Here is an 11,200-nt window from a genome sequence, read left to right on the forward strand (position 1 = left end):
GGTAATGGCCAAAGCGGCGATCCTCGGCGACACTCGGGACGTGCCCACCGAGGAAACCGCCGGTCAACTGCTGCGCAGCTGGCGCCTCTTGCGCAACCTCAGCCAACTCGACCTGGCGATCCAAGCCGACGTTTCAGCCCGGCACATCAGCTTCGTGGAGACCGGCCGGACCATCCCCAGCAGCGCCATGGTGCTTCGGCTAGCCGAGTACCTGGACATACCCTTGCGGGAGCGCAACCGCCTCCTGATAGCCGCCGGCCACGCCCCGGTCTACCGGGAACGAACGCCGGACGACCCCGACTTCGATCGCGTACGCGAGGCGCTGGGCAGGATCCTGCGGGCGCACGAGCCGTACCCGGCGGTCGTGCTCGACCGCCGATGGAACGTCCTGATCGCCAACGCAGCGTTCGACATCCTCGTCGAAGGCGCCGACCCCGAACTACTACAACCACGGGTCAACATGATGCGGCTCGGCTTCCACCCCAAAGGGCTCGCGCCGCGGGTGCGCAACCTCGCCCAGGTACGCGCCCACCTACTGCCCAGACTCGGCCGCCAAGCAGCGCACACCGGCGACCCGCACCTGATCGCGCTCCACAATGAACTGCTCGCCTACGGGCAGGACGAGCAGCCGCCGCCACCGGACCCCGCCGACATCGCCCTGCAGATCCAGCTCGACCACCGCGGCGCCGAGTTGTGCTTCATCAACACCATCACGACGTTCGGGACCGCATTCGACCTCACGCTCGAGGAAATCACCATCGAGACTTACCTGCCCGCCAACGAGGCGACCGCACGTCACTGCCACCACCTCGGCCGATTACGCGCCGGCGACGACACGGCATAGTGCCGTTGCCGGCACGCCGGACACTGACAGAAGACCCGCGCCGTGGGCACCAAGCGACGTCCATCCACAGCCGCGCGGTATCGCGGTATCCGCCCCATCACGTTCAGCGACCGCTTCCCGGCTGCTGAAACCTACTAACCAAGATCGCCGGAAACACCGTTAGCGAGATAGTCCCCGACGTACAAGGGTGGATAAATCAAACAGCCAAGCTGTGCCAGTGCTGCGGCCAGGGCAAGGATGCTCGTCGACCGGCTCAGAAGCAGCGGTGCTGCGCCAGGGGGTGCTGCTCAGACGTACCATCGGCCCGCACGGTAAAGGGGATTCGAGCGGTCCTACGTTCCGCGCTGTCTCAGGCAGAAGTCGAGGAATTGGTCGCCAAGAACGTAGCCGGCCTCGTCAAACTTCCGCCTATCCGGCGCCGCCGCGGCGCTACCTGGACCAGCGACGGAGCTCAGGCCCTCCTCGATGCGGCGAAGGAAGCGAGCGATCCCTGTACCCGGCGTACGTCCTGGTGCTGGTACTCGGCGTGCGCAAGGGCGAGGTATTGGGGCTCACCTGGGAGCACGTCAACTGGGGCGGCTGGGATCGCAAGTGCGGCGATCACGGCGAGGCCTTCTGCGACGCGTGCTGTCGACGGTTCGACATCTGCCTTTACATCGATCGCCAACTGCAGCGGGTGCATGGACAGCTCCTGCATCGTGCGACGAAGACACAAGAATCCGATGCTCCCCTCCCGCTGCCAGCTGTTTGTGTCTCGGCCCTGCGACAGCGCCTCCTCCGTCAGCAGGCCGCCGCGAAGCAAGCGGGCGACCTGTGGCAGCCGAGCCGCATGGTCTTCACGACCAGATACGGGCTTCCGATCGAGCCACGAAACTTCTCGCGGTCCTGGGACGTCGGGTGCTCGCGCGCCGGAGTCAAGAAGATCACCGTTCACGATGCTCGCCGCACCTGCGCCTCATTGCTCGTTGATCTGGACGTTCACCCCCGGATCGCGATGGCGATTCTGCGTCACGCTGATTTCTCGATCACCATGGAGGTGTACAGCCAGGTATCGTCCCGGGCACCGAGGGATGCTCTGCGCCGCCTCGGCGAGACGTTCGACGGATAGGCGGCTGCCGTACTTCCCTGCTGTACCGCACGACTAAGGGCCATCTCGATCTTCCGAGATGGCCCTTACCTGTGTCGGGACGGCCGGATTCGAACCGACGACCCCTTGACCCCCAGTCAAGTGCGCTACCAAACTGCGCCACGTCCCGATGCCCCCGCGCGGTGTTTCCGCGGCAGCCGGTACAGCTTAGCGCAGGATCTTCGCACCGTGCTCACAGGCCCCTACCGTGCCGCCGTGCCCCGCGCCACTCCCCCTAAAGCGTCCTAGGAAAGATGGAGCCGCCGGGAGTGATCCCGGCGGCTCCGGCGAAAAGCAGGGCAGAGTCAGCCGTGGGCCTTGCCGCGACCGCCCGGGCCGAGCTTCTTGCGGGCACGTACCGAAATGTCGATCGGGGAGCCCTCGAAGCCGAACTCCTCGCGCAGCTTGCGCTCAACGAAGCGCTGGTAGCCGGCGTCCAGCGGACCGGTGGTGAAGAGCACGAAGCGCGGCGGCGCCACCCCGGCCTGGGTGGCGAAGAGGATGCGCGGTGCCCGACCGCCGCGGACCGGGTGCGGGGTGGCCTGGACCAGGGCGGTGAGCCACTGGTTGAGCTGTGCGGTCGGGATCCGGGTCTCCCAGCTCGCCAGGGCCTTGCGCAGCGCCGGGGCGAGCTTGTCGACCGCCCGGCCGGTCTTGGCCGAGAGGTTGAGCCGGATCGCCCACGGGATGCGGCGCAGCTCCCGGTCGATCTCCTTGTCCAGGTAGTAGCGGCGCTCGCCGTCGACCAGGTCCCACTTGTTGAAGGCGATGACCAGGGCCCGGCCCGCCTCCACCACCATGGTGAGGATGCGCTGGTCCTGCTCGCTGATCACCTCGCTGGCGTCGAGCAGCACCACGGCCACCTCGGCCGCCTCGATCGCCGACGCGGTCCGCAGACTGGCGTAGTACTCGGTACCGCTGGCCTTGCCGACCCGCTTGCGCAGGCCGGCGGTGTCGACCAGCTGCCAGGTCTCCCCGCCGATCTCCACCAGGCTGTCGACCGGGTCGACGGTGGTGCCCGCGACCGAGTCGACGACCGCCCGCTCCTCCCCGGAGAAGCGGTTGAGCAGGCTGGACTTGCCGACGTTCGGTCGGCCCACCAGGGCCACCCGGCGCGGGCCGCGCGGCCGGTTCTCGACGATCTTCGGCGCCTCGGGCAACGCGTCCATGATGGCGTCCAGCAGGTCGCCGGAGCCCCGGCCGTGCAGCGCGGAGACCGGGAACGGCTCACCGAGGCCGAGCGACCAGAGCGAGGTCGCCTCCATCTCGATGGTGTTGTTGTCGGCCTTGTTCGCGATCAGGATGACCGGCTTGGCGCTGCGGCGCAGCATCTTCACCGCGGCCTCGTCCACATCGGTCGAACCGACCATCGCGTCGACCACGAAGAGCACCACGTCGGCCGTGGCGACGGCCGCCTCGGCCTGCGCGGCGATCGCCGCGGCCCGGTCCTTCGCGTCGGGCTCCCAGCCGCCGGTGTCCACCACGGTGAACGCCCGGCCGTTCCACTGCGCGTCGTACGGGACCCGGTCGCGGGTCACGCCGGGGATGTCCTCGACGACCGCCTGGCGGCGGCCGATGATCCGGTTGACCAGGGTCGACTTGCCCACGTTGGGGCGGCCGACCACGGCCACCACGGGCTGCGGGCCGGCCGGCTCCTCCCCGGAGTCGAACTCCGGTTCGCGCAGCTCCACCCAGCCACCGATGTCCTCGGTCATGCCACCCCCCGCTCGGTGAGCAGCTCGCGGAGCCGGGCCACGACCTCGTCGATGCCGAGTTCGGTAGTGTCCAGCACCACCGCGTCCGGGGCCTGCTGGAGCGGGTTGACCGTGCGGGTCGAGTCGAGCTTGTCCCGCCGGGCCAGGTCGGCGGCGGTGGCGGCGACGTCCGCGGCGTCCTCGGCGCTGCGCCGCTGGGCCCGGGCCACCTCGGAGGCGGTCAGGTAGACCTTCAGGTCGGCGTCCGGGGCCACCACCGAGCCGATGTCGCGGCCCTCGACCACGATCCGGCCGGCGTTGGCGATCACCTGCCGCTGCCGGGCGACGAGCAGCTCACGCACGGCCGACACGGCGGCCACCGCGGAGACCGCGCCGGTGACCTCGGGCCCCCGGATCTCCGTCGCCACGTCGACGCCGTCGACGGTCACGCCGTACCCCTCGGGGTCGGTGCCGATGCGCAGGTCGGCCTCGCCGGCGACCTTGGCCACCGACTCGGCGTCGGTCAGGTCGACGCCGGAGCGCAGCACCGCCCAGGTCAGCGCCCGATACATGGCGCCGGTGTCGAGGTAGCGGGCCCCGAGGCCGGCGGCGAGCCGCCGCGAGACGGTGGACTTACCCGAACCGGACGGCCCGTCCACAGCGACCACGCAGCGCCCGGCCGGCACGTTTTCCTCCACCGTTGTCCTCCTCAGCCCGTACCTCGCGGGTCGCCGGTGTCTCCGGCGCCGTTGAGCGGTGGTCCATCTTCGTCAATCATGCCCGCACCGCGCGGGTCGGCCGCACGCGACGCCGCCGGGCGCGATGCGCGCCACCCGCCGGCCCGCGGGCCGCGTCGAAGCCTACCGGGAGCCGTACCCGGAACGGCGGGGTCAGTCACCCACGGCCTTGAACAGCGCGGCGACCTCCGCGTTGGTCAGCCGCCGCAGCCGCCCGGTGCGCAGGTCGCCGAGCTTGATCGGCCCGATCGAGGTACGGATCAGCCGGGACACCGGGTGTCCCATCTCGGCCATCAGGCGCCGGACGATGTGCTTGCGTCCCTCGTGCAGGGTCAGCTCCACCTGGGCGGTTTTGCCCAGGCTGTCCACCACCTTGAACGAGTCGACCTTGACCGGCCCGTCCTCCAGCTCGACGCCAGCCGTCAGGCGCCTGCCCAGGTTGCGCGGGATCGGCCCGGCCACCTCGGCGAGGTAGGTCTTGAGCACCTCGTACGACGGGTGCATGAGCTTGTGGGCGAGGGTGCCGTCGTTGGTGAGCAGCAGCAGGCCCTCGCTGTCGGCGTCGAGCCGCCCGACGTGGTAGACCCGCTGCTCCAGCCGCGCGCCGATGAAGTCGGCGAGCTCGGTGCGGCCCTTCTCGTCGGCCATGGTGGTGACCACCCCGCGCGGCTTGTTCATCGCCACGTAGACCAGGCGGACGTCGGCCTGCAACCGCTCACCGTCGACGTGGATGACGTCCCGGGACGGGTCGGCCTTGTCGCCCAGCTGGGCGACCCGCCCGTTGACGGTGACCCGGCGCCGGAAGATCAGGTCCTCGCAGGCGCGCCGCGATCCCACCCCGGCGGCGGCGAGCACCTTCTGCAGGCGCTCGGCGCCCTCGTACACGGGGGCGTCGGGCTTCGGGGCACGGTCATCGCGTCGCATCGGCAAGCTCTTCTACGTCGTCGGGCAGGAAGGGGGCCAGGGGCGGCAGGTCGTCCACCGAGTTCAGCCCCAGCTTCTCCAGGAACATCGTGGTGGTCCGGTAGAGGAACGCCCCGCTGTCCGCTTCGGTGCCGCACTCCTCGACCAGGCCGCGACCGACCAGGGTACGGATCACCCCGTCGCAGTTGACACCCCGGATGGCGGAGATCCGCGACCGGGTCACCGGCTGCTTGTAGGCGATCACCGCCAGGGTCTCCAGCGCGGCCTGGGTCAGCCGTACCGACTGCCCTTCCAACACGAACCGCTCCACGTAGGTGGCGTATTCCGGGCGGGTGTAGAGACGCCAGCCACCCGCCGCCCGGCGCAGCTCGAAGCCGTGCCCGGCGGCGGTGTACCCGGCGGCGATCTCGTCGAGCATCGCGCCGACCCGCTCCGGGGCCTGTTCGAGGACCTGGGCCAGGGTCAGCTCGCTGACCGGTTGGTCCACCACCAGCAGGATCGCCTCCAGCGCGCCGCGCAGCTCGGCGTCGTCCAGCTCGGGCGCGGGCTCCGGCGCGGGCTCCACCCGCCGCCTTCCCCGCTTCTCCGGTACGCCGGCCGCACTGCTCTCCCCCGCCGCCGGGTCGGCGGCCGGGGCACCGCTGCCGGTCGGCTCGTCGGCGGTCGGTTCGACCCCGGTCGGCTGTCCCGGCACGACGGCGCCCGCCTCGGGCGCACCCTCCGACTCTCGTGGCGCGACGGCGCCCGCCGATGGGGTCGGAACGGGCGCGGTCGGCTCCGACACGGCCCGCTCGACGTCGGCCTTCGGCGTCGGAGCGAGCTCGGCGGCGGGGGGCTCCGCGGGGGTGGGAGGCTTCGGTGGGGCGGGGCGCTCCCACGGGGGGATCCACGCGGCGGCCTGGTCGGCCAGGGAGTCGCGGCGCTCCTCGTCGCTCATCGGGGTCACTCCTGCGTCGGTGCGGGCTCGTCCGCCCCGGCGGCGGCCGGGGCGTCGGCCGCCGAGGGCGGCGGGGCGGGCGGGGCGGCCGGCTCCGGGGAGCCGGCGTACTCGTCGATGGTCAGCTCGGTGTCGCCCTCGGCCGGGCCGGTCCACCGGACGGTCAGCTCCTCCAGCGCCTGCTCCTGAACGAAGGCGACCAGCCCCTGCCGGTAGAGCTCCAGCAGGGCGAGGAAGCGCGCCACCACCTCCAGGGTGATCTCGCAGTCGGCGCAGAGCAGCGAGAAGGTGGCGATGCCGGCGCGGCGCAACCGCCCGGTGATGATCTCGGCGTGCTCCCGGACGCTGACCCGGACCATGTGCACGTGGGCGATCGACACCTCGGGCACCGGCTTCGGGGTCATCGCCCTCAGTGCAAGCTTGAGCAGCCGCTGCGGGCCGATCCCGAGCACCAGGTCGGGCAGGGCCTCGGCGTACCGGGGTTCGAGGGTGACCGCGCGGGGGTAGCGGCGGCCGCCGACCGACTCCAGCTCGGCCAGGTGCGCCGCCGCCTCCTTGTACGCCTTGTACTGCAGCAGCCGGGCGAAGAGCAGGTCCCGCGCCTCCAGCAGGGCCAGGTCCTCCTCGTCCTCCACCTCGGCCGACGGCAGCAGCCGGGCCGCCTTCAGGTCGAGCAGGGTGGCGGCGATCAGCAGGAACTCACTGGTCTCGTCCAGGTCCCACTGGTCGCCCATGGCCCGGATGTACGCGATGAACTCGTCGGTGACCCGGTGCAGGGCCACCTCGGTCACGTCGAGCTTGTGCTTGCTGATCAGCTGGAGCAGCAGGTCGAACGGGCCGGTGAAGTTGTCCAGCCGGACGGTGAAGCCGCTGGCCTCCTCGATGGTGGCCGGGTCGGCGGGCACCACGGCATCGACCTCCGCGGCCAGCTCGGCGGCGGCCACGGCGTCGCCGGCGCCGTGCGGCGCGGGCGGGTCGAGGGGCGGTGCGGTCACCGGCAAACCGTAGTCCACGGCCGGGACATCCGGTGTGCGGCCTACCGGTCGGCGTGGGCGGCGATGACCTCGCGGGCCAGCTGCCGGTAGTTGCGCGCGCCGGAGGAGGCCGGGTCGAGGGTCGTGATCGGGGCGCCGGCCACGGTCGACTCGGGGAACTTCACGGTCTTGGTGATCACGGTCTGGTAGACCTTGTCGCCGAACGCCTCCACCACCCGCTGCAGCACCTGCCGGCAGTGCGTGGTGCGGGAGTCGTACATGGTGGCGAGGATGCCCTCGAGCTCCAGGTCGAAGTTGAGCCGCTCGCGCACCTTGTCGATGGTGTCCAGCAGCAGCGCGACCCCGCGCAGGCTGAAGAACTCACACTCCAGCGGGATGAGCACGCCGTGCGCCACGGTGAGCGCGTTGATCGCCAGCAGGCCCAGCGAGGGCTGGCAGTCGATCAGGATGAAGTCGTACTCCTTGCGTACGCTCCTGAGCACCCGGGCCAGGGCCATCTCCCGGGCGACCTCGTTGACCAGCTGGATCTCGGCGGCGGAAAGGTCGATGTTGGCCGGCAGCAGGTGCAGCCCGGCCACGTCGGTCTTGATCAGGACGTCCTCGGCGGTGACGTCGTCCTGCATGAGCAGGTTGTAGACCGACAGGTCGAGGTTGTGCGGGTTGACGCCGAGGCCGACGGAGAGGGCGCCCTGCGGGTCGAAGTCGACCAGCAGCACCTTGCGGCCGTACTCGGCGAGCGCGGCGCCGAGGTTGATGGTGGTCGTGGTCTTGCCGACGCCACCCTTCTGGTTGGCCATCGCGATGATCCGGGCCGGGCCGTGCCGGTCGGTCGGCATGGGCTCGGGGATCGGCTTGCGCATGGTGTAGGCGGCCGGATCGGCCGGGCCGAGGTCGGCGCCGAGCGTCGCCTGCTGCTCACGGAGCTCCGACGTCCAGGTCTCGGCACGGTCCTCGTTGCCTGCCATGTCCTCGTTGCCCCCTCCCGACGACCACCCGGCGTCGGAGCCGTCCGACGTCCCTCGCGGCGCCGTTGCGTACCCCGGTTCGTCGCCCCTGAAGGTCCGCGCCGATGCCGACTGTACGCCACGCGCCAGCAGCGCGTTCGGTACCGGGTCGGCGTGTCGGGCGGCCCGGGGTGGCCGCCCTGTCCGCAGTGGTCAGCCGCGGGCCCGCGGGTGGGCCGTCGCGTACACCTCACGCAGCCGTTCCACGGTGACCAACGTGTACACCTGGGTGGTGGTGACCGAGGCGTGGCCGAGCAGTTCCTGCACCACCCGGACGTCGGCCCCGCCGTCGAGCAGGTGGGTGGCGTACGAGTGGCGCAGGGTGTGCGGGGAGACCGCGTCCGGGCCGGTCACCGGCAGGCCGGCCCGCTCGGCCGCGCCGCGCAGCACCGCCCAGGAGCCCTGCCGGGTCAGCGGACCGCCCCGGGCGTTGACGAAGACCGCCGGGGTGCCCCGGCCGGCGGCGAGCAGCGCCGGGCGGCCGCGGACCAGCCAGGCGCGCACCGCCTCGACGGCGTACCCGCCGATCGGGACCAGGCGGGCCTTCCCGCCCTTGCCGCGCAGCAGCACCGCGCCCTCGTCGAGGTCCAGGTCGTCCACGGCCGCGCCGACCGCCTCGGAGACGCGCGCGCCGGTGCCGTACAGGAACTCCAGCAGCGCGCGGTCGCGCAGCGCGCGGGGCGCCGCGTCGCCGGTGACGGTGACCGGGCCGGCGCTCGCCAACAGCCGGAGCACGTCGTCGACCGGGAGCGCCCGGGGCAGCCGGCGCGCCGGGGTGGGCGGGCGGACGTCGCGGGCGGGGTCGCCGCCGGCCATCCCCTCGCGCAACGCGAAGCGGTGCAGGCCGCGTACGGCGCTGGCGGCCCGGGCTGCGGAGGAGACCGCGAGCGGCGGGTGCTCGGCGTCGCCGGCGCGCAGCCGGGCCAGGTGCCCCTCGATCTCGGCGGTGCCGACGGCGGCCAGGTCGGTCACCCCGGCGACGGCCAGGGTGGCGAGGTAGCGGTGCAGGTCCCGGCGGTACGAGGCGAGGGTGTTCGCGGCGAGTCCACGCTCGACGGTGAGATGGTCCAGGTAGCCCCGGACGGCACGGCGCAGGGCCGGCGCGGGCTCCACACCCGCGCCGGCCCTGGCCGCAGCGGCCGTCAGGCTGCTCTCCCTCGGGCTGTCGTCCCTCAGCCCAACACCTCGGCCAGCGGCAGCACGTCCATGCCGTGCGCCTCGGCGACCGGGCCGTAGACGACCTGGCCGGCGTGGGTGTTCAGGCCCAGGGCGAGAGCGGGGTCGTTGCGCAGCGCCTGCTGCCAGCCCTGGTTGGCCAGCTCGAGGGCGTACGGGAGGGTGACGTTGGTCAGCGCGTGGGTGCTGGTGTTCGGCACCGCGCCGGGCATGTTCGCCACGCAGTAGAAGATCGACTCGTGCACCTTGTAGACCGGGTCGGCGTGCGTGGTGGGACGCGAGTCCTCGAAGCAGCCGCCCTGGTCGATGGCGATGTCGACGAGCACGCTGCCCGGCTTCATCCGGGAGACCAGCTCGTTGGAGATGAGCTTCGGGGCCTTCGCGCCGGGGACCAGCACCGCGCCGATGACCAGGTCGGCGTCGAGCACGGCCCGCTCGATCTCGTACGCGTTGGAGGCCACGGTCTGCAGGTGGCCGCGGTAGATGGCGTCGGCCTGGCGCAGCCGGGCCACGTTCTTGTCCAGCAGCAGCACCTCGGACTGCAGGCCGAGGGCGATGGCGGCGGCGTTCATGCCGGACACGCCGGCGCCGATGACCACGGTCTTGGCCGCGTACACGCCGGAGACGCCGCCGGGCAGCACGCCGCGGCCGCCGCCGGTGCGCATCATGTAGAAGGCGCCCACCTGCGGGGCGAGCCGGCCGGCCACCTCGGACATCGGGGCGAGCAGCGGCAGGGAGCGGTCGGGCAGCTCGACGGTCTCGTAGGCGATGCCGGTGACCTTGCGGTCGATCAGCGCGTCGGTGCACTCCTTGGAGGCGGCCAGGTGCAGGTAGGTGAAGAGCACCTGCCCCTCGCGCATCCGGTGGTACTCCTCGGCGATCGGCTCCTTGACCTTGAGCACCAGCTCGGCTGCGTCCCAGACCTCGTCGGCGGTGGCGAGGATCTTGGCGCCGGCGGCGGCGAACTCGTCGTCGGTGATGCTGGAACCGACGCCCGCGCCGGACTCGACGAAGACCTCGTGGCCGTGGCGGGTGAACTCGTTGACGCCCGCCGGCGTGATCGCCACGCGGTACTCGTGGTTCTTGACCTCACGGGGGATTCCGACCTTCACGATGCAGACACCTTCCTTCGGGGCAGCTCACCCCCGACTGCTCGGCGCCGCGGCGGCCCCTTTGCCGACGCGGTCCACCGGTCCCGCCGGCGGCAGTCTAGGCGCGTGGGAACTGCCCGGAGGCCAGCACAGTGACATCCGGTGCCCGGTCGTCCTGACGATGTGTCAGGCATGTACCGGGCTGGGCGGTGGAGACCGCCTCAGCCGTCAGGACAATGTTCGGTAAATATCGTCCCACCGTCGGGGCGGCGGTGCGGACAGGACGGCAGTGGATCACTAAGGTGTCCGCTCATGACCACTCCTCCGTACTCGCAGTACCCGCAGGGCGTCTCGGACAAGAGCAAGATCGTCGCGGGCATCCTGCAGATCCTCCTTGGCGGTTTCGGTGTCGGCCGGTTCTACATGGGCGACACCAAGACCGGCGTGATCCAGCTCGTGGTGACCATCGTGACCTGCGGTCTCGGCGGCATCTGGGGCCTGATCGACGGCATCCTGATCCTGGTCAACGGTGGCGTCGACGGCCAGGGGCGCCCGCTGCGCGACTGAGCGCCCGACACGGAAGGGGGGGGGGGGGGGGGGGGGGGGGGGGGGGGGGGGGGGGGGCACGGGAGGAAAAGGGGGGGGGGGGGGGGAGGATCTGTGGCGCGGAGG

The 11,200-nt window shown here is 71.6% G+C and carries 10 protein-coding genes, 1 tRNA gene and 1 pseudogene; 3 read left to right on the top strand and 9 right to left on the bottom strand.

The features are described from left to right. The first annotated feature begins 40 nt into the window (after positions 1-40). Positions 41-844: a helix-turn-helix domain-containing protein gene (locus tag ACZ6S5_RS26195; protein ID WP_466004577.1), complete on the top strand. Its 804-nt coding sequence runs from the start codon at positions 41-43 to the stop codon at positions 842-844. 170 nt (positions 845-1,014) lie between these two features. Then, positions 1,015-1,952, top strand: a pseudogene (locus tag ACZ6S5_RS26200) (tyrosine-type recombinase/integrase); the annotation flags it as partial. Positions 1,953-2,026: 74 nt separating this feature from the next. Here ACZ6S5_RS26200 and ACZ6S5_RS26205 read toward each other — a convergent pair. The 9 genes from ACZ6S5_RS26205 to ald all read right to left on the bottom strand — a co-directional run bounded on the left by ACZ6S5_RS26205 (position 2,027) and on the right by ald (position 10,549). Further along, a tRNA-Pro gene (locus ACZ6S5_RS26205) sits at positions 2,027-2,100 on the bottom strand. 175 nt (positions 2,101-2,275) lie between these two features. After that, entirely contained in the window at positions 2,276-3,685 is a 1,410-nt protein-coding gene (gene der / locus ACZ6S5_RS26210; RefSeq protein WP_466004578.1) for a ribosome biogenesis GTPase Der, read from the bottom strand. Further along, positions 3,682-4,362 (bottom strand): (d)CMP kinase, encoded by a 681-nt coding sequence (gene cmk, locus ACZ6S5_RS26215; protein WP_466004579.1) that lies wholly within the window; start codon positions 4,360-4,362, stop codon positions 3,682-3,684. The genes der and cmk overlap by 4 nt, the downstream gene beginning before the upstream one ends. Positions 4,363-4,554: 192 nt before the next feature. Beyond that, on the bottom strand, positions 4,555-5,325 hold the full coding sequence (locus ACZ6S5_RS26220; RefSeq protein WP_466004581.1) for a pseudouridine synthase: 771 nt from the start codon (positions 5,323-5,325) through the stop codon (positions 4,555-4,557). After that, the gene (gene scpB / locus ACZ6S5_RS26225) at positions 5,312-6,262 is read right to left on the bottom strand and encodes an SMC-Scp complex subunit ScpB (protein ID WP_466004583.1); all 951 of its coding nucleotides are present in this window, start codon (positions 6,260-6,262) and stop codon (positions 5,312-5,314) included. The genes ACZ6S5_RS26220 and scpB overlap by 14 nt, the downstream gene beginning before the upstream one ends. Before the next feature lie 5 nt (positions 6,263-6,267). Next, on the bottom strand, positions 6,268-7,257 hold the full coding sequence (locus ACZ6S5_RS26230) for a segregation and condensation protein A (RefSeq protein ID WP_466004585.1): 990 nt from the start codon (positions 7,255-7,257) through the stop codon (positions 6,268-6,270). A gap of 41 nt (positions 7,258-7,298) precedes the next feature. Beyond that, positions 7,299-8,222, bottom strand: a complete 924-nt coding sequence (locus ACZ6S5_RS26235; protein WP_466004587.1) for a ParA family protein — start codon at positions 8,220-8,222, stop codon at positions 7,299-7,301. A gap of 192 nt (positions 8,223-8,414) precedes the next feature. Then, complete coding sequence (locus tag ACZ6S5_RS26240; RefSeq protein ID WP_466004595.1) at positions 8,415-9,407, bottom strand: site-specific tyrosine recombinase XerD; 993 nt, start codon at positions 9,405-9,407, stop codon at positions 8,415-8,417. 26 nt (positions 9,408-9,433) lie between these two features. Continuing rightward, positions 9,434-10,549, bottom strand: coding sequence for an alanine dehydrogenase (gene ald, locus ACZ6S5_RS26245; protein ID WP_466004588.1), 1,116 nt, complete (start codon positions 10,547-10,549; stop codon positions 9,434-9,436). Positions 10,550-10,720: 171 nt separating this feature from the next. On the opposite strand from ald, the gene ACZ6S5_RS26250 reads away from it, so the two are divergent. Next, positions 10,721-11,095, top strand: coding sequence for a TM2 domain-containing protein (locus ACZ6S5_RS26250; RefSeq protein ID WP_466004590.1), 375 nt, complete (start codon positions 10,721-10,723; stop codon positions 11,093-11,095). Positions 11,096-11,200 lie beyond the last annotated feature (105 nt).

This window comes from Micromonospora sp. NPDC051924, assembly GCF_055586005.1.

What these genes read in the sequence shown, in the direction of transcription:
- scpB (WP_466004583.1), bottom strand. Translation starts at nt 6,262, where the DNA reads ATGAGCGACGAGGAGCGCCGCGACTCCCTGGCCGACCAGGCCGCCGCG.
- ACZ6S5_RS26235 (WP_466004587.1), bottom strand. Translation starts at nt 8,222, where the DNA reads ATGGCAGGCAACGAGGACCGTGCCGAGACCTGGACGTCGGAGCTCCGT.
- ACZ6S5_RS26250 (WP_466004590.1), top strand. Translation starts at nt 10,721, where the DNA reads ATGTACCGGGCTGGGCGGTGGAGACCGCCTCAGCCGTCAGGACAATGT.
- der (WP_466004578.1), bottom strand. Translation starts at nt 3,685, where the DNA reads ATGACCGAGGACATCGGTGGCTGGGTGGAGCTGCGCGAACCGGAGTTC.
- ACZ6S5_RS26220 (WP_466004581.1), bottom strand. Translation starts at nt 5,325, where the DNA reads ATGCGACGCGATGACCGTGCCCCGAAGCCCGACGCCCCCGTGTACGAG.